We start from the raw sequence: 18,178 nt of genomic DNA, 5'->3' as shown, positions 1-18,178 counted from the left end.
GTGGCCCGGAACGCGACCGCCGGCAGCACCGGCGGTCACAGCTACGCCTTCCGGCTGGGCTATCTGCTGCTGTGCTTCAACGCCATCGGCTGGGGGCTTAATTTCCCGGTTCTCAAACTCGGGCTGGCCTACAGCCCGCCGATGCTGTTCACCTGCCTGCGCATGGCGCTGGGCACGCTGGCGATGTTTGCCATCGCCGCCGCGCTCGGCGTGCTGCGCTTGCCTCGGCGCGCGGATGTGCCGGTGCTGCTGTCAGTCGGGATTATGCAAAACATGGCCTTCATTACCCTGGTCACCCTCGGCGTGCAGTATTTGCCGGCGGGACGGGCGGCGATTCTGGCCTATACCACGCCGATCTGGGTGGTGCCGGCGGCAGCGCTGTTTCTGGGCGAGCGCTTTACCCTGCCGCGCGCCATCGGCGTCGGCCTGGGGCTGGCCGGCCTGCTGACCGTGTTCAATCCGTTGAGCATCGACTGGTCCGATCATGAGGTGTTCATCGGCGGCGGCTTGATCATGCTCGGCACCATACTCTGGACCGCCGGGCTGATTCATGTGCGCAGGCATCACTGGCAGGGCGACGTGCTGTCGCTGATCCCCTGGCAATTGCTGACCTCGGTGTTGGCGCTATTGCCGCTGGCGTTACTGGTAGAAGACCCGGGGCAGATCGACTGGCAGCCGGACTTCATCTGGATGCTGATTTTCAGCGGGGCGATTGCCTCCGGCATCTGCGTTGCGGCGCAGGTGGCAGCGATTCGCTCCCTGCCCGCGGTCAGCCTGTCGCTCAGCTCGGCCTCGGTGCCGGCGGTCGGCATGCTCTCGGCCGCCTGGTTCCTGCATGAGGTGCCCACACCAAGCGACCTGACCGGCTTTGCCCTGATCGCGCTGGGCATTCTGATCGTGGGCCTGGCAGATCGCCGCCTTGCCCTGCGCAGCCGCAAGGTCGCCCCGAACCCGTCCGACTGAGAACGCACGAGACTGGTTCACGCCGCACCAAAAACGCGCGGCGCCCTGGTCAGGAATTCAGGTGCACCGCCGGCCAAGCCCGTGACAGAGCAATAAGACCCTGAAAATACGGGGTTTTCAGCCAATTTCCGACATTTCCGAAAGCTGGCCCGCAACTTGCTGAATAGAAATAAAACCTGCCCAACTGGTCAGGATAAAAAGCCAAGCACATCACTCTGGAGAATGACTCATGTTGAAAAAAGCGTCCGGCGTTCTGGCGATGGTCATCGCCATGTCTGCCAGCGGGTTCGCCGCTGCAGCCGACAAGGTTACCTACCAACTGGACTGGCTGCCGGGGGGCGACAAGGCTCCGGTCTACGCCGGTATCCAGCAAGGCTTCTTCGCCGACGAAGGGCTGGAAGTCACCGTTGCCAGTGGTCGCGGCTCCACTGACGCCATCACCAAGATCGCCACCGGCCAGGCTGACATCGGCAGCGCCGATATTGGCGCCCTGATGGCCGCCCGCGCACAGGACACCGTGCCGGTCAGCGCCGTCTACATGATCTTCAACCAGGGCCCGCACGCCTTCTTCGCGCTGTCCGACACCGGTATCAACAGCTTCACCGATATCGCCGGCAAGAAGGTCGCAACCTCGCCGTTTACCTCCTCCAACGCGTTTCTGCCGCTGGTGCTGGAAGCCAACAGCATGCCCGCCGATTCGGTCAGCCTGACCAAGTCCGACCCGGGTGCCCTGGGTCCCATGCTGGTCACCGGCAACACCGACGCGATCATCGCCTGGGTCACCAACATTGCGCTGTTCAAGCAACAGGCTGCGGCCGCCGGCAAGGACATCAACGTGATCCGCTGGTCGGATGCCGGCCTGTCGCTGTACAGCTCCGCCGTTGTTGCTGCAGACAAGTTCCTGACCGAGCGGCCAGACGTTGCCAAGCGCTTCATGCGCGCCTATGACAAGTCCCTGCGCTTCACCCACGAGCACCCGGAACTGGCTGCCGCCGATCTGCACACCATGGTGCCGGAAGTCGACGCCGCGGTTGCCACCGCGCAGATCGCCGACTCCATGCCGCTGACCTTCAACGAGATCAGCGAAGCCGACGGTTTGGGTACCATGACCCCCGAGCGCATCGCTTCCACCTGGGAGTGGGTCGCCAAGGCCAACGAGCTGAGTGTTGACTCGCTGGATCCGGAAACCATCGTCAACCGCGACTTCATGCCTGTAGCGGAGTAACCATGGAGCACACTAGCGAACGCGCTTTCGTGCGGATGTCCGGGGTCGGTCATCGCTATGACCCGACCCCCGGCAGTCCGATGGCGGTGCAAAACATCGACCTCGACATCAACCGCCACGAGTTTGTGGCGGTCGTAGGCCCCTCCGGCTGCGGCAAGTCCACCTTGCTGCGCATGGTCTCGGGCCTGCTGGTTCCAAGCGAAGGCACAGTCAGCGTCTTCGGCAAGCAGGTAGACGGCCCCCGTGACGACGTTGGCATCGTGTTTCAGAAGCCGACCCTGCTGCCGTGGCTGACTGTTCGCAAGAATGTGCTGTTCCCGCTCAAGCACAAGTTTGGTCGCTACTCGTCCCAGGACGAAAAGCGCGCCAACGAACTGCTGGCGATGGCCGGTCTGGAGGCCTTTGCCGACAAGATGCCGGACGAGCTGTCCGGCGGCATGCAGCAGCGGGTCGGCATTGTCCGCGCCCTGCTGCTCAACCCCGATATTCTGCTGATGGACGAACCGTTCTCGGCACTGGATGCCATGACCCGTGAGCAGATCGGCTTCGATCTGCTGAAAATCTGGGACGAAAACCCGAAAACCGTGCTGTTTATCACCCACTCGATCTCCGAGGCGGTGCTGCTCGCCGACCGCGTGCTGGTGATGAGCAAGCGCCCGGGCAGCGTGCTCGATCTGATCGAAGTGGATCTGCCCCGCCCGCGCAGCGCGGACACCATCAAGCAACCCCGTTTCAGTGAGCTGACTGACCGCATAAGGAAACACATCTATGAGCCAGACGCCCACTGACGCCGCCGCGCGTCGCGCGCTGCTGCTGAACCTGTCGCCGTGGCTGTTCTTTGTCGGCCTGATCCTGCTCTGGGAGCTGGTCTGCCGCATCTTCGAGCTGCCGACCTACGTCCTGCCGGCACCGAGCGAAATCGCCAAGGCGTTCTTCGACGTCGAGTTCAGCCGCTGGATGATGCACTTGTGGGCGACCCTGCGGGTGGCGCTGATGGGCTTTGCCCTGTCCATCGTGATCAGCATTCCGCTGGCCATTGCGATGATGCGCTCGGAGTTTCTCTCACGCACCCTGTACCCGATGCTGGTGGTGGTGCAATCCACCCCGGTGGTTGCGGTAGCACCGCTGATCATCGTGATGATGGGCTCGGATGATCCGTCACGGGTGCTGATCACCTGCCTGCTGACCTTCTTCCCGCTGGTGGTCTCGACCGCCACCGGGATCAACGAGACGCCGGCCGAACTGATCGAACTGAGCCGCTCGCTGGATGCACCGACCCGCCGCGAAACCTGGCAGATCCGCATCCCCTACGCGATTCCGCACATCTTCAGCGGCCTGAAGGTGGCGATCACCCTGGCGATCATCGGCGCGGTGGTGGCGGAGTTCGTCGCCGCCGAAGAGGGGCTGGGCTACTTCATCCAGTTCTCGACCTCGTTCTTCAAGATTCCGCAGGCCTTTGCCGGTCTGTTCTTCCTCGCCATTGTCAGCCTGCTGCTGTTCAAGTCGGTGCAGTGGACGCAACAGATCTTCTTCGCCTGGAGCCTGCCGAAGAAGAAGTGATAACAGCCGGCGGTGCCTGCGCCGCCGGCCTTCAAGCTACAAGCAAGGACACCCCCCGTGAGTCATACCGAACGCGATATTTATTTTCTGCGTGAAAGCTTCCGGCTGGCTGAAGAAGCCGGCAAACAAGGCATCCACCCGTTCGCGGCCATCCTGGTCGACGCCGACGGTAACGTCCTGATGGAGCAGTTGAACGCCTTTCTGCCCGATCACGACATGACCGGCCACGCCGAGCGGGTGCTGATGACCCGCGCCAATACCACCTACAGCCCCGAGGTGCTGGCCGGCTGCACGATGTACACCAGCGCCGAACCCTGCGCCATGTGCTCCGGCGCGGTGTACTGGGCCGGCGTTGGCCGGGTGGTTTACGGCGCCAGCGAAAAGCGCCTGAAGGACATGACCGGCAACCACCCGGAAAACCCGACGCTGGATCTGCCCTGCCGCACGGTATTCGAGTCCGGCCAGCGCAGCGTCGAGGTGATCGGCCCGCTGCTGGAAGAGGAATCCATCCGCGTCCACGAAGACTTCTGGAAAGACTGATTATCGGGGCTACAGGCGACTCGCCCGGCTCATCTGTCACCGCAGCCCCTCTACCTCCCCCTGACCGTTGCCCCTCCGCAGGCCCTGCACCTGTGGCGACGGTCAGGCTTTGTCGAGAGCACGTCCATGACCCTTTGGAAACGCAGTATTCAATGGCAGCTGATCATCAGTATGGGCGCCGCGCTGGGCGTCACCACCCTGATTGTGGTGCTGATCTACTCCTCGGTGCTGCACCAGATGACCGAGCGCTATCTGATCAAGCAAGCATTACCCGCGCAGGTGAGCGCCATTCGCAACGACCTGGAACGCACCCTGGCCGGACCGATTTCGGCGACCGAGGCCATCGCCGGCAACAGCCTGGTGCAGGACTGGCTGGCCTATGGCGAGAACCCGATCCGGATGAGTGCCTTCGCCCGCTATCTGGATGGCGTCAAGCAGCAGCAGAACGCACTCACCACCAGCATCGCCGTGCTGGAAAGCGGCAATTTCTACTCCGAGCAGGGCCAGATTCGGGTGATGAGTCGCGACAACCCGGCAGACAGCTGGTTTTATACATTGGTCGACGGCGACCAGGATCAGGTCGCCTCAATTGACACCGACAAGACCTCTGGCCTGCCGACACTGTTCATCAATCAACGCATCGCCCTCAAGGACAAGACCCTTGGCGTCGCCGGTCTGGGCTACAGCCTGCAGAGCCTGTCGGAGCTGATTGGCGGCTTTCAGTTTGGCGAGCGTGGCGTGATTTTCCTCATCGGTGCCGATCAGCAGGTCAAGGTTCACCCCAACGCCAGCTTCAACGACAGCCGCAGCCTGAGTGACCTGACCAGCGTCGAGGCGGCCAACACACTGACCGCAGGCAGCGAGCCGGTGCGTTTTCAGCGTGACAACGAAGCCTGGCTGGCCAGCGCACAGCCGCTGCAACGCCTCGGCCTGACCCTGGTCAGTCTGGTGCCGGAAGACGAAATCTACGCCGACGCCCGCGCCGCGCTGCTGCGCACCAGCCTGATCGCAGGTGCCGTGGGACTGCTGGCACTGGCGCTGATGGCGCTGCTGGTGCGCGGCCTGGTGCAACCGCTGCGCCGCGTGTCGCAAGCCCTAGGCGCCATCTCGGCCGGCGGCGGCGACCTGAACGCCCGACTGGACGACAAGCGTGACGACGAACTGGGCGAACTGGCCCGCGGCTTCAACGCCTTCGTCGCCAGTCAACGCCAGTTGATCAGCGATGTACTTATCACCAGTCGTCAGCTGAGCAGCGCCGTCACACAGGTGGCGCAAGTGGTCGATAACACCGCCGAGCGCGCCGTGCGCCAGCATGAGATGACCGATCTGGTCGCCACCGCTGCCCACGAAATGGGTCTGACCGTGCAGGAAATCGCGCGCAATGCCAACAGCGCTGCCAACAGCTCAAGCGCCGCGCAGGCCGAAGCGGTCGAGGGCAGAGCCGTGGTTGGCCGCTCAGTCGAGGCGATTGAACGTATGTCCGCCGACATTGGCCGCGCCGCCGACTCAGTGACCGAACTGGCAGACCAGATCACCTCCATCGACCGGGTGCTGACGGTGATTCGCAGCGTTTCCGAGCAGACCAACCTGCTGGCGCTGAATGCCGCCATCGAGGCGGCGCGGGCAGGGGAGTCGGGCCGTGGCTTTGCCGTGGTCGCCGACGAAGTCCGTACCCTGGCCAGCCGCACCCAGGCATCGACCGACGAAATCCAGCAAATGATCGAATCGCTCAAGAGCCGCGCCGAGCAGGCGGTTGGCGCCATGCGCGCCGGCCTGAACGCCACCGCCAGCGGGGTTGAAGCCAGCCGAGAGGCGGGTGAGTCGCTGCAGACCATTGCCGGCCAGGTCGAGCAGATCAGCGACATCAACCACCAGGTCGCCACCGCCACCGAGGAGCAGTCCAGCGTCACCGAGGACGTTACCCGCAATGCCCAGGGTATCGCTGACCTGGCGCACGCCACGGCGGATGAAGTACGTGCCTGCCAGGCTGACTGTCAGACGCTGTCCCGGCTGGCGGCCAGTCTGCGTCAGCAGATGGAGCGCTTCCAGTTATAGCAGCATGCGTATCCAGCGCCCTTGCGGGTTACGGTTAAAGGACTGCAACCCACGTTTTAGAGCGGTGCGCGGCGGCAAATTGCCAGCAGCGAGCGGCGCGGCAGAACCTGTTACACTCCGCGCCCCGCGTCACGTTGCTGCACCGCAAGGATCACCATGAAAGCCCCTGATATTGTCATGCAGAGCTACGGCCGTTGCTGCGCGTCTGCTACCTTTTTCGACGACTTCTACCAGCAATTCCTGCAAAGCTCGCCGGAAGTCCGCGCCAAGTTCACCAACACCGATATGCCCGCGCAGAAACTGCTGCTGCGCCAGGGCATCCTCAATCTGGTGCTGTTCTCCCGTGGCCTGCCGCCCACCAAACTGCAGGCGCTGGCCAAATCGCACTCGCGCGAGAACCTCAATATCCAGCCACATCTCTACACCTATTGGGTCGACGCCCTGGTGCGCACCGTAGAGTTGCACGACCGGCAGGCGACACCCGAGGTCAGTTACGCCTGGCGCGATGTGCTGGCCAAGGGCATTGAAGTGATTCAGGCCGGCTATTGAACCGACGCCGGCCTGCGGGCGAAGGCTCAGCCCGGTCTTACCTGCACCAGCAGCAGGCGCCAGCCAGAACCAAACCCCTCCAGCGTCACCACATCGCCGGCCCGCGCGGCCAGCAAGCGGGCACCCAGCGGTGAGAAGATCGAGATCTCCTGTGTTCCGCGACTGCGCTCGCACAGGCGCAAATTGAACAGGGTCTGGCTGGTCAGGTCGAGCAGCAAAAGATAGCTGCCGGGTCGAGCCAGGTCAGGGCTGGCATCACGCTCCAGCCGTTCCAGCCGACCAATCACACTGGCCAGCTCCTGCGGCCCGGTCAGATACCAGGCCCCACGATCGCGCAGCAGCGCGCGCAGGCGCGGATGTGCGCCAACAGCAACAGACGTCATGTCTGCAGTCTCCAGCAAGGGAAAAAGGGGAGAGGGAAAACCGATAACGGCAGCCGGGCGCGGACGAACCGCCCCGGCTCAGATCAGGAAGGCGACAGCTGCGGCGCTGACGGCGAGGGACACGCGCATTACTCCACTCAGAAAGCGATTGAAGGCCCTACCATAGCCCCACAGCAATTTAATGCAAGCCGTAGTGCCGGCTCAGCGGCCAAACCCGGCCTTGAAGCGCGCCGGCGTCTCGCCCTGCCAACGGCGGAAGGCGCGAACAAAGGCGTTCTCGTCGGAGAAGCCCAGCTGCTCGGCAATCTGCGCCACGCTCAGGCGGCCCTGCTGCAAGGCCTGACAGGCCATCTCCTGCAGCACCGATTCACGCAGGGTCTTGAACGACAGCCCTTCCTCGGCCAGCTTGCGGTTGAGGTGGCGGCCGCTCAGACCCAACTGCTCGGCAATCCGCTCCTTGCCCCAGCGCGGCTGACTGCGCACCTGCGCCTGCACCTCGGCGGCCAGACTGTGCTGGCCGAGGCTGGCGAGGGTCTGGTCGGCGAGCTGGCGCAGGTGATCGCGCAGGGCGCTGTTGGCCTGAATCTGCGGCAGCTCAAGCTGATCGGCAGAGAACGTGATGCGATTGCAGCCGGCCTCGAAGTGCAGCGGGCAATTGATCAATGCACGGTAGTCGTCCAGCGGCGCCAGCGGGGCGTGGGCCAGCCAGATACCGCTCGGGGTGAATCGGCCGCCGGTCGCCCAGCGCGTGAGATTCAGCTGGCCGGCCAGCACCGCCTCAACCCGTTCGGCCTGCCGCACCTTGAGCTGCGGCAGGTAGTCGATGGCCATCTCATCGCCGTCACGCAGCAGCTGAAACTCGCCACCGGCGCCGATCAGCGGCGCATACTCAACCTGCTCGGCCAGCGCTTCACCAAGGGTCTCGCAGGTCACCAGCAGCATGCCGGCGCTGTCGAGATGGCCGACCTGGATGTCCAGCCCCAGCCGCAGACCGGCCAGTGGATCGGCAGCCAGCTCGCAGTAGCACTCCCACAGCTCATCCTGCACCGCCAGCGGGATACGCTCGTTACCCTGCAGCCGCGCAATCAGGTCGGCGGGCAGGGTAATACCCTGGCGCTGGGCGGACTGCAGCAGGGCCTGGGCGTAGAGGGGAGTAACGCTGTGATCGACGCTCGACATGGCTTGAATTGCCGGATTCCTGTCCCGTTTTGTCCGATACCGCCGCAGGGCGTTTGGCTAGACTCGTGATCATACCCTGCCGCCGTCCGGATGTAACACGCGCAGAGCAGGGCTCATAACAACGACAAGAACAAGTTGAGGTATCTCCATGTACGCTGTCATCGGCGCCGGCCCTATGGGTCTGGCCACTGCCCGCAACCTGCAGAAGCTGGACATTCCCTTCATCGGCCTTGAGCTGCACAGCGACGTTGGCGGGCTGTGGGACATCGACAATCCGCACAGCACCATGTACGACAGCGCGCACCTGATCTCCTCCAAGCGGATGACCGAGTTCGCCGAATTCCCGATGGAAGACAGCGTCGCGCTGTACCCGCACCACAGCGAGATGAAGCGCTACTTCCAGGCCTATGCCAGGCACTTTGATCTGTACCGTCATTACGAATTCAACACCCGGGTGCTGAGCGTCGAGCGCGATGGCAGCCACTGGAACATCATCACCGAGCGCGAAGGCCGGCAGCAGAGTCGCCGCTTCGAGGGCCTGCTGATCGCCAACGGCACCCTGCACACGCCGAACCGGCCGACGCTGCCGGGGCGCTTCGACGGCCAGATCATGCACTCGGCCGAGTACCGCAGCGCCGAGGTGTTCAAGGGCAAGCGGGTGCTGATCGTCGGCTGCGGCAACTCCGGCGCCGACATCGCGGTCGATGCGGTGCACCACGCCAAATCAGTCGATATGAGCCTGCGCCGTGGCTATTACTTCCTGCCCAAATTCATCAAGGGCAAGCCGACCGATACCCTCAGCGCCGGCCGCAAGTTCAAGCTGCCACGCCCGCTGAAGCAGCGCATGGACGCTGCCCTGATCCGCTTCATCATGGGCAAGCCCTCGGACTACGGGCTGCCCGATCCGGACTACCGCATGTACGAGTCGCACCCGGTGGTCAACTCGCTGATCCTGCATCACCTGGGTCATGGCGATATCCACGCCCGCCGCGACATTCAGGGCATGGACGGCAACCGGGTTGATTTTGTCGACGGCGAAAGCGCCGAATACGACCTGATTCTGCTGGCCACCGGGTATCAGCTGGATTACCCGTTCATCAAGCGCGAGCACCTGAACTGGCCGGCGGCGCTGGATGCACCGCAGCTGTACCTGAACGTATTCCACCCCGAGTACGACAACCTGTTCATGATGGGCATGATCGAGGCCGCCGGACTCGGCTGGGAAGGCCGCAACCTACAGGCCAGGCTGACCGCGCTGTATATTCACCGGCACCGTCAGGGCAGCGCCCAGGCGGCCAGCTTTGCCGCCACAAAACGGCAGAAGGCGACCACCAATCTGGACGGTGGCTACGACTACATCAAGCTCGCGCGCATGGCCTACTACGTCAACAAGGATGCCTATCTGGACGCCCTGCACCAGCACATCACCGAGCTGGAGGCCGGTCTTGAGCAGGCCGCACCGCAGCCGGTGCCGGCGACATGAGCGGCGCGCTGCCGATCCAGTTCGACCCGGCCAGCCTGATCACCCTCAACCTGATCATGGCGGCGATGATGTTCGGCGTGTCGCTGAGCCTGACGCTGGATGATTTCAAGCGCATCCTCAAGGCGCCGGTCGCGCCGGTGGCCGGGCTGATTGCGCAGTTTCTGCTGCTGCCGGCCGCTACCTGCCTGTTCACCTGGCTGCTGAACATCGACCCGGAACTGGCGCTGGGCATGATCCTGGTCGCCTCCTGCCCGGGTGGCAGTTTCTCCAACGTCATGACCTGGCTGGGCCGCGGCAATGTCGCCGTTTCCGTCAGCATGACGGCGGTTTCCAGTCTGGCCGCGACAGTGCTGACGCCACTCAACTTTGCCTTCTATGGCTGGCTCAACCCGCACACCCGCGAGTACCTGACCCAGATCAGCCTCGACCCGACCGGCATTCTGGTCATCGTGCTGCTGGTGCTGGCCCTGCCATTGCTGCTTGGCATGGTCAGCGGCAAGCGCTGGCCGGCGCTGGTGACGCGCAGCGAAAAGCCCCTGCGGGTGATCTCGCTGCTGGTGTTCCTCGGTTTTGTCGCCATCGCCTTTACCAACAACTTCGATCTGTTTATCGAACGCTTCCACAGCTTCTTCTGGCTGGTGGTCGCCCACAACCTGCTGGCGCTGAGCCTGGGCTACGGCATGGCAAGGCTGCTGCGCCTGCCACTGGCCGACCGCCGCGCGGTGACCATGGAAGTGGGCATTCAGAACTCCGGTCTGGGGCTGGTGATTCTCTTCACCTTCTTCCCCGACGCCGGCGGCATGATGCTGATTACCGCCTTCTGGGGCGTCTGGCATCTGGTCTCCGGGCTGACCCTGTCGCAGCTGTGGGCACGTCAGAGCCGCCGCACCGAACGCCACGAACAACAACAAGAAGCCGCTCGCCGCGGCGTATCGCAGAGCCTGTAACCATGAGCAAACGCATTCTGATCACCGGCGCCGCCGGCTATATCGGTCATCAACTTGGCAACCGCCTGGCCAGGGACTTTTACGTCATCGGCACCGACATCCGCAGCCGTGACGATCTGGATTTTCCGCTGCAGGTCATGGACATCCGCGACACCGGCCTGGTCGATCTGCTCAAACGCGAGCAGATCACCCACGTGGTGCATCTGGCGTCTATCCTGCAGGCCTCGAAGGACCGCGAACGCGACTTCGACATCGACGTCAACGGCACCCGCAACGTACTCAAGGCCTGCGTGGAGGCTGGGGTGCAGCATCTGACCGTGACCAGTTCCGGCGCAGCCTACGGCTACTACCCTGATAACCCGGCCTGGATTGACGAACAGGACGCCATCCGCGGCAACCGCGAGTTCGCCTACTCCGATCACAAGCGCCAGATCGAGGAACTGCTGGCAGAGTACCGCCGCGAACATCCGGCTCTGCAGCAACTGGTGTTCCGCCCGGGCACCGTGCTCGGCAGCGAAACCCGCAACCAGATCACCAATCTGTTCGAAGCCAGGCGCGTGCTGGCCATCAAGGGCAGCGACTCGCCCTTCGTCTTCATCTGGGATCAGGACGTACTGGCGGCGATGGAGATGGGCATCCGTGACGACCGCCTGGGCATCTTCAACATGGCCGGCGACGGCGCCCTGACCATGCGCGAAATCGCCCGGAAGCTGAACAAACCGCTGCTGACCGTCTCACCGTGGATTCTGAAAAGCGCGCTGCAGGTCGCCAAATGGCTCGGCAAACCCACCGGCCCGGAGCAGATCAACTTCCTGCGCTACCGCCCGGTGCTGAGCAACCGGCGGCTGAAGGAGGAGTTTGGGTATCAGTTGCAGAAGACCTCGGCGGAGACATTTGAATATTTCATCGAGCAGCGCGGCCTGCGGAGGTAGCAGCAGCAAGCTCCAAGCCACAAGCTTCAAGCGAAAACCACTCAGCGCGCCCGGCAGTGAGGCGCTAACCCCAAATGCAAAGGATGCAGCGGCCCGCTTGAGGCTTACAGCTTGAAGCTTGCCGCTGCGACCAAAGGTAGCCCCCCATGAAGGTTATTTTGATCACCGGCGCCGCCTCCGGCCTAGGCTGGGCGATGGCCAAGCGCTGGTTCGACGCCGGCCACAGCCTGGTCATGGCCGACGTCAACGAGGCGCTGCTCAGGCAGCGCGAACAGGAACTGAATGCCCCCGAGCGGGTACTCGCGGTCACCGCCGACATCACCAGCGCCGACGACATTCAGCGGCTGATCAAGGCCACCAGCGACCACTTCGGTCGCCTTGATCGACTGGTCAACAACGCCGGCATCACCCACCGCTCACCAGCGCATCAGACCGATCCGGCGGTGTTCCGCAGGGTCATGGCGGTGGACTGGCAAGGCCCGGTCGAGCTGACCATGGCGGCGCTGCCGCTGCTGCGCGCCAGCCAGGGCGAGATCCTTTGCATCGGCTCGATGGCAGGCTGGATGCCGGTACCGGGGCGCGCCGCCTATTGCGCTGCCAAGGGCGCGCTGACCCAGTTCTTCGAGGTGCTGCGACTGGAGCTGGAGCGCGACAACATCCACGTGCTGATGGTCTACCCGAGCTTTCTCGACACCCCGATCGAGCACAATGCCCTGGGCAAGGACGGCAAACCCGCCAGCCACGCGCGCTCCATGGTCGGCGGCATGCGCACCCCGGAATGGATGGTCGGCCTGATTGACGAAGCCCTGGTAAAACGGCACCGTTGGCTGCTGCCCGAACCGGTTTCCCGCTTCGGCAGCCTGCTCTGGCGTTTTGCCCCGGCGCTGTATCTGCGCCAGGTGCGCAAGCGCTTTGCCGGTGAGCTGGGCTAATCCTCCACTACAAGAAAACACCATGTCCCTCGACACCCTGCTGCTCAATCCCTGGCTCTGGCTGGGGCTGTTTATCCTGCTGGCCTACACCATCGAAGCCATCACCGGCTTCGGCAGTATCGTCATTGCCCTGTCGCTCGGCGCATTGCTGTTGCCGATTCCGGCCATGCTGCCGGTACTGGTGCCGCTCAATATCTGCATGAGCGGCTATCTGGCCTGGCGCAACCGCCAGCACATTCACTGGCCAACCCTGCTCAAACTGATCCTGCCGCTGATGCTGATCGGTATGCTGCTCGGTTACGGACTGCGGCCGTGGCTCAGCGGCGAGCTGCTCAAGGCACTGTTCGGTGTGCTGGTGCTGTGGTTTGCCGGTCGTGAGCTGCTACGCATGTTCCGTGGTCATATCAGCCCGCCGCACCCGAGCTGGCTGAGCCGCAGCCTCACCCTCGGCGCCGGCCTGACCCACGGCCTGTTTGCCTCCGGCGGCCCGCTGCTGGTCTACGCGCTGGCCGGCACCCGACTGGACAAGAGCCAGCTGCGCGCCACCCTGATCAGCGTCTGGTTCACCCTCAACAGCAGCATGACCGTGCTGTTCCTGCTCGACGGCAGCCTGCTGCCCAACCTGCCACGCATCGCCAGCTACCTGCCGGTGCTGGTGATCGGCGTCGTCCTCGGCGAGATCCTCCATCACCGCCTGAACGAACAGCGCTTCCGGCTGGTGGTGTACAGTCTGCTGGTGGTGACCGGGGTGTTGTTGCTGGGCAAGGCGGTGCTATGACGGGCCAACGCGGCACGGTAGGGTGGAGTAAGCCAGCGGCGTCTCCACCAACAATGCGCTACGCTCGTTTCCGCCGTCCACGCCCCAAACATAGCCGATATTCGGCTCACTTAATGAGCCGAATACGCAAGTTAATCGGCTCATCGCAGTCCGGGCCTCCGTGCCCCATGGCTTTCGCCCTGCCGCAACTCATCGACTACACTTCTTACTCTGCAGCAGCCCTGCAGAGACGTAACGCCAAAAAGGACGTAATAGCCACGCAAAGGAGAAGGATCATGGCCGTGAAGCACACCCCTACTGGTATCGTTCATTCGGGCAGCAAAGGCGGTAGAACCGGGTGCGGATTTAACACCCGAGAGAATGCACATCACTGGGTACAATCCTCCGAGCGCATTACCTGCGACAAGAACGGCTGCAAAAACTGACGCCGCCACCCGCGAGGTTGTCGGGGCAGTTCATGCCATCGCCCTGCTCGCACCTTCGGTTCTCGACAGACGCCATGATCCAGGCCCTCAACCACATCACGATTACTGTCCGCGACCTCGGCACATCCATCACTTTCTACCGCGACCTGCTGGGCATGCAGTTGCATGTCAGTTGGGATAAAGGCGCCTACCTTAGTGCAGGTGAACTGTGGTTCTGCCTGAATCTTGGGCAGCCAAAACCCGCTGCGGACTACAGCCATATCGCCTTCTCAATGCAGGTAGACGCATTGCCTGCGCTGCGCGTACGCTTGCCGGACCTGGCCGTGCAGCAATGGCAAAAGAACTGCAGCGAGGGCGACTCGCTCTATCTGCTGGACCCAGACGGGCACAAGCTCGAACTGCACTGCGGTTCACTAGCAGCCTGTTGAAATTCGCCTACGGTCTGTCTGACTTTGCAGTGTAAGGTTTACGATATCGGCTCCAATCTGCCGGGAACCCCGATTTCCATGCGTGGCGCCGATATCACTCAGGAATCCTTGTTCACTGTCGCCAAGCTCGATGACTTCGTGCCAGCGACTCACCCCCTGCGCGCCATCCGCAAGCTGGCAGACACCGCTCTGCAGCGGATGAGCGCCCTGTTTGACACCTTGTATGCCGACACCGGTCGCGCCTCGATCGCCCCCGAGAAGCTGATGCGGGCACAGTTGCTGCAGTTGTTCTACTCGCTGCGCAGCGAGCGGATGCTCATGGAGCAACTGGGCTACAACCTGCTGTTCCGCTGGTTCGTCGGCTTGGCCATCGATGATCCGGTGTGGGATCACTCGGTCTTCTCGAAGAACCGTGACCGTCTCAATGCCCAGGCCGTGGCCACCGAATTTCTGAGCGAGGTGGTGCGCCTGGCAGAGAAGCAGGGGCTGATCTCGGATGAGCACTTCTCAGTCGACGGCACATTGCTGCAAGCCTGGGCCTCTCAGAAGAGTTTCCGGCCCAAGGACGACTCTCCAGACGATCAAGGCCCCGGACCACGCAATGCCCCGCCGGACTTCAAGGGGCACAAGCGCAGCAACGACACCCACGCCTCGACCAGCGATCCGGATGCCCGGCTGTACCGAAAGAGCCACAACACCGGCGCGCAGCTGAGTTACATGGGGCATGTGCTGATGGAACACCGCAGTGGCCTGGTGCGCAGTGCTCATGTGACTCTGGCCGGTGGCCGTGGCGAACGCGAAGCCGCGCTGGCGATGCTGAGCAAGCTGGGTGGTCGCCGTCGCCGCACCTTGGCTGCGGACAAGGCCTACGATACGGCAGACTTCGTGGCCGCCTGTCGGGCACTCGGCGTGACACCGCATGTGGCACAGAACACCAGTGGCCGGCGTAGCGCCATCGACGGCCGTACCACGCGCCATGCTGGCTATGGACTGAGCCTGAAGATTCGCGCCTGGATCGAAACCCACTTCGGCTGGCTCAAGGCGGCGGCAGGCCTGCGCCAGGTGAAGCAACGCGGACTTGAGCGTGTCGACGCGCTGTTCCAGCTGGCCATGGCGGCAAGCAACCTGGTGCGCCTGCCGAAGCTGCTGGCTACAGGCTCAATGGCATGAGCGCGTTGACGGGGAAGGTGCGCCTGGAGCACGCCAAATCGGGCTATTTCCATCGATTGGCGCCCTAAACGGGAAGTAAACGAGCGCGACCGCTGCTGCCAGAAGCAGTGGACGTAATCATCGCGGCGAATTTCAACAGGCTGCTAGAGTCACGATTAAGGGCACTTGAAAAAGCTCCTTACCGCGGCCTGAGGTGGCACTCAAACCCGCCACGCAGCTGATCGACAGCACCATAACCCAGACACAAACAACCCCGCGCCAGCGCGCGGGGCTGTTCCGTCCAGCCAGACTTACATGCTGCCGAGCACGGCGATATCGACAATCCCGTCTGCCAGGCCGGCGACCTCGCCCAGCGTGATCGGCGTGCCGGTAGCCAGATCAACGGTGTGCAGGGTCTTGCCGGTCAGCACGTAGGCGGTGTTGTTGCCGCTGCCATCGCTGACGATATCCATGGCGGCTCCATTGAGGCCCTTGGCGAGTTCGCCGACGGCCTGCTGGACACCGTCGTTCGGCGGGTTCTGCAGCATCAGCATGCCGGTGGCCAGATCTACGGTGAACAGCTCGGTTGTTTCGGTGCCGGGGTAGGAATTGGTGTAGGCACCGGCGGCGACCTGAGCGGTCTGCCCGGCGTACGCACCGTCGGCGGCGTAGGCAACGCTGCCGTCGACCGCAACGTCGCCGTTGTCGACATTGACGCGGAAGTTGGTGCCATCGGCGGCGAGCAGGCGCAGGCGATCAGCCTTGGGGTTGAAGTCGACGACCGCGGAGGCGTCACCCGGCAACGCGGACTTGAGTGTGGTGGCGGCAGTGGCCGCACCGTTGGCGGTGTTGATGGTGTAGATGCCGTCGCCGCCACTGAGGGCGTAGAGCATGCCGTTGGCCGGGCGCACGTCGATACCGCGCAGGTCGCTGGCGCCGCTGACCATCATGCTGCCGGTGACACTCAGGCTGTCGACATCGACCTTGTGCAAACTACCGTCCTGACCCAGGGCGATCAGTTGTGCCGCGCTGGCGCCGCTGGCGGCCAGTACAAGGGAGCTACTCAAAATCAGGGTATTGATAGTTTTCATCGGTGAATCCTCGCTTGCAGGTGGTGACGGAAAGCCCGTCTGACGTGGTGCTTTTGCAAGACACCTGCAAGCTATACCCACCAACCTGCGCGCTGGATGTCGCGACGCAGCATTTTTTCAATTGCTCGCCGTCAGCACCGCCCGCCCGATATACAGCACCGGACCGGTCGGCCGGTTGAGCGGCGAGCCGCCCTCCGGCTCCAGCGTCAGCTCAAACAGCTGACCGGCCTGCACCGCGCCGATCTGCTCGGCGCTTAGGGTGACGGCCTTACCCGGCTCGATCAGGCCCAGTGAGTGCGGCCCATCCTTGGGATCGACCAGCGTCCAGAACTGCACGCTGCGGTCCGGCGGGATTTGATCAGCCACCAGCGCCTCGAGGGTCAGGGTGCCGTCGCCATCTACCGTGATCACCCAGCCCGGTCTGGCACTCTCACCCGGCACCTGCAGCACGGCGGTGTAACTGGGGCCGGAGGCGCTGTCACGCAGCACGCCCGGCAGCCAGCTGAGCAGCACCAGCAGGGCGAGGCCGGCGCTGGTCAGGCGCCAGAGGCCGAGGCTGTTCCACCAACGGGCCAGGCTGTTTTCTGTCTGGTCGGCTGACGACTGCCAGCCGAGGCTTTGCTGCAGGCGTTGCCAGAGTGCCGGTGAGGGCGCTTGCGCGGGCAGGGCATCAGCCAGATCAAGCAGATGACGCTCCCATTCCAGCGCCATACTGGCGGCATCACGGTCCTGCTCGATCAGTTCGCGGACCTCTGTGGCCTCGGGCTCCTCCAGCAAGCCCAGGACGTATTCGCCGATCAGAGCACGGCGCTGCTCGGGCGCTTGCGGAATCATGGCTGCAGACACTCCTGTAGTGCGCGCAATCCGGCGCGGATTCGGCCCTTGATGGTGCCCAGCGGCGCGCTCAGACGCGCAGCAATCTGGTCATGGGTCAGGCCCCGGTAGAACGCCAGCAAAATCGGATGGCGACGCGGGCGCTCCAGCAGCCGCAGGCAGTCCCGCAGCTGGCGCGCAGAAGAGCGCGCATCGGCCAGCTCTTCGGCTTGAGCTGTCTCGTCCGCCATGTCGTTGATAAAGCCGTCATTGGATGCCACCAGCTGCTTGCGGCCGCGCAGCTGGTTGAGCGCGCGGTAACGCAGGATGCTGAAGATCCAGGCCCGGCCGGAGCCCAGGCTGCGATCAAAGCGGTCGGCATTGACCCAGACCTTGAGCAGCGCATCGTGCAGGCAATCTTCCGCCTGATCGCGCCGCCCCAGCAGGGTGATCGCCAAGCCCAGCAACTGACCTGCTTCCTGCTGATACAAGCGCTTGAACGCCGCGCGGTCGCCGCCGGCGCATGCTTCAAGAGTACCTTCATAATCGAATTCGCTGCCCGACATGCGCTGTTCCTGTATGCGATCACCCGTTGCCTTGCTGAAGGCTATACCGCTGAGCACAACCTGCAGATGTCCAGGCCGAGAAAAACCAGCTTTTTAATGAGCAATTGTTTCGGCGCCAAGCGACCCACGGCACCATCACGCCACTGATTGCCCATCAATCAGCCCCACTGGCGGTTGGCT

The 18,178-nt window shown here is 63.5% G+C and carries 19 protein-coding genes; 14 read left to right on the top strand and 5 right to left on the bottom strand.

The genetic code is table 11. The features are described 5' to 3' along the window. From ACZ5WQ_RS14370 to ACZ5WQ_RS14340, 7 genes are all read left to right on the top strand, one after another. Entirely contained in the window at positions 1 to 963 is a 963-nt protein-coding gene (locus ACZ5WQ_RS14370) for a DMT family transporter (protein ID WP_464382531.1), read from the top strand. A gap of 229 nt (positions 964 to 1,192) precedes the next feature. Next, positions 1,193 to 2,188 carry an ABC transporter substrate-binding protein gene (locus ACZ5WQ_RS14365; protein WP_464382530.1) on the top strand — a complete coding sequence of 332 codons (996 nt, stop codon included), beginning with the start codon at positions 1,193 to 1,195 and terminating at the stop codon, positions 2,186 to 2,188. A 2-nt stretch (positions 2,189 to 2,190) separates the two neighbouring features. After that, on the top strand, positions 2,191 to 2,976 hold the full coding sequence (locus ACZ5WQ_RS14360) for an ABC transporter ATP-binding protein (protein WP_088277751.1): 786 nt from the start codon (positions 2,191 to 2,193) through the stop codon (positions 2,974 to 2,976). Beyond that, a complete protein-coding gene (locus tag ACZ5WQ_RS14355; protein ID WP_088277749.1) occupies positions 2,957 to 3,748 on the top strand; it encodes an ABC transporter permease in 792 nt (263 codons plus the stop codon). Before ACZ5WQ_RS14360 ends, ACZ5WQ_RS14355 begins: the two co-directional genes overlap by 20 nt. A gap of 57 nt (positions 3,749 to 3,805) precedes the next feature. Continuing rightward, the gene (locus ACZ5WQ_RS14350; RefSeq protein WP_088277747.1) at positions 3,806 to 4,288 is read left to right on the top strand and encodes a nucleoside deaminase; all 483 of its coding nucleotides are present in this window, start codon (positions 3,806 to 3,808) and stop codon (positions 4,286 to 4,288) included. 126 nt (positions 4,289 to 4,414) lie between these two features. Next, positions 4,415 to 6,343: a methyl-accepting chemotaxis protein gene (locus ACZ5WQ_RS14345; protein WP_335600988.1), complete on the top strand. Its 1,929-nt coding sequence runs from the start codon at positions 4,415 to 4,417 to the stop codon at positions 6,341 to 6,343. Between the two features lie 156 nt (positions 6,344 to 6,499). Beyond that, the gene (locus ACZ5WQ_RS14340) at positions 6,500 to 6,892 is read left to right on the top strand and encodes a globin (protein ID WP_269688319.1); all 393 of its coding nucleotides are present in this window, start codon (positions 6,500 to 6,502) and stop codon (positions 6,890 to 6,892) included. Between the two features lie 26 nt (positions 6,893 to 6,918). Here the strand turns inward: ACZ5WQ_RS14340 and ACZ5WQ_RS14335 are convergent, their stop codons facing one another. Beyond that, a complete protein-coding gene (locus ACZ5WQ_RS14335) occupies positions 6,919 to 7,275 on the bottom strand; it encodes a hypothetical protein (RefSeq protein ID WP_088277739.1) in 357 nt (118 codons plus the stop codon). Between the two features lie 201 nt (positions 7,276 to 7,476). Next, entirely contained in the window at positions 7,477 to 8,454 is a 978-nt protein-coding gene (locus ACZ5WQ_RS14330) for an AraC family transcriptional regulator (protein ID WP_464382529.1), read from the bottom strand. A gap of 148 nt (positions 8,455 to 8,602) precedes the next feature. Here ACZ5WQ_RS14330 and ACZ5WQ_RS14325 point away from each other — a divergent pair, with 148 nt between their 5' ends. The 7 genes from ACZ5WQ_RS14325 to ACZ5WQ_RS14295 all read left to right on the top strand — a co-directional run bounded on the left by ACZ5WQ_RS14325 (position 8,603) and on the right by ACZ5WQ_RS14295 (position 15,549). Beyond that, positions 8,603 to 9,937, top strand: coding sequence for a flavin-containing monooxygenase (locus ACZ5WQ_RS14325; protein WP_269688328.1), 1,335 nt, complete (start codon positions 8,603 to 8,605; stop codon positions 9,935 to 9,937). Further along, a complete protein-coding gene (locus ACZ5WQ_RS14320) occupies positions 9,934 to 10,884 on the top strand; it encodes a bile acid:sodium symporter family protein (protein ID WP_233048635.1) in 951 nt (316 codons plus the stop codon). The genes ACZ5WQ_RS14325 and ACZ5WQ_RS14320 overlap by 4 nt, the downstream gene beginning before the upstream one ends. A 2-nt stretch (positions 10,885 to 10,886) precedes the next feature. Next, entirely contained in the window at positions 10,887 to 11,816 is a 930-nt protein-coding gene (locus ACZ5WQ_RS14315) for an SDR family oxidoreductase (RefSeq protein ID WP_464382528.1), read from the top strand. A gap of 146 nt (positions 11,817 to 11,962) precedes the next feature. After that, a complete protein-coding gene (locus tag ACZ5WQ_RS14310) occupies positions 11,963 to 12,748 on the top strand; it encodes an SDR family oxidoreductase (RefSeq protein ID WP_464382527.1) in 786 nt (261 codons plus the stop codon). Positions 12,749 to 12,770: 22 nt separating this feature from the next. Next, positions 12,771 to 13,526, top strand: a complete 756-nt coding sequence (locus ACZ5WQ_RS14305; protein ID WP_464382526.1) for a sulfite exporter TauE/SafE family protein — start codon at positions 12,771 to 12,773, stop codon at positions 13,524 to 13,526. A gap of 499 nt (positions 13,527 to 14,025) precedes the next feature. Then, positions 14,026 to 14,379: a VOC family protein gene (locus ACZ5WQ_RS14300; RefSeq protein ID WP_464382525.1), complete on the top strand. Its 354-nt coding sequence runs from the start codon at positions 14,026 to 14,028 to the stop codon at positions 14,377 to 14,379. A gap of 78 nt (positions 14,380 to 14,457) precedes the next feature. Next, positions 14,458 to 15,549, top strand: a complete 1,092-nt coding sequence (locus ACZ5WQ_RS14295) for an IS5 family transposase (RefSeq protein ID WP_464383627.1) — start codon at positions 14,458 to 14,460, stop codon at positions 15,547 to 15,549. Between the two features lie 290 nt (positions 15,550 to 15,839). On the opposite strand, the gene ACZ5WQ_RS14290 is transcribed toward ACZ5WQ_RS14295, so the two are convergent. From ACZ5WQ_RS14290 to ACZ5WQ_RS14280, 3 genes are all read right to left on the bottom strand, one after another. Beyond that, on the bottom strand, positions 15,840 to 16,619 hold the full coding sequence (locus ACZ5WQ_RS14290; protein ID WP_464382524.1) for a DUF4394 domain-containing protein: 780 nt from the start codon (positions 16,617 to 16,619) through the stop codon (positions 15,840 to 15,842). A gap of 117 nt (positions 16,620 to 16,736) precedes the next feature. Continuing rightward, positions 16,737 to 17,453: an anti-sigma factor gene (locus ACZ5WQ_RS14285; RefSeq protein ID WP_335601024.1), complete on the bottom strand. Its 717-nt coding sequence runs from the start codon at positions 17,451 to 17,453 to the stop codon at positions 16,737 to 16,739. Then, positions 17,450 to 17,998 (bottom strand): sigma-70 family RNA polymerase sigma factor, encoded by a 549-nt coding sequence (locus ACZ5WQ_RS14280; protein WP_464382523.1) that lies wholly within the window; start codon positions 17,996 to 17,998, stop codon positions 17,450 to 17,452. Before ACZ5WQ_RS14280 ends, ACZ5WQ_RS14285 begins: the two co-directional genes overlap by 4 nt. Positions 17,999 to 18,178 lie beyond the last annotated feature (180 nt).

The organism is Halopseudomonas sp. T1L2 (assembly GCF_055397385.1).
The sequence above is the reverse complement of the archived record's forward strand: the minus strand, read 5'-3'. Positions and strand labels throughout refer to the sequence as shown.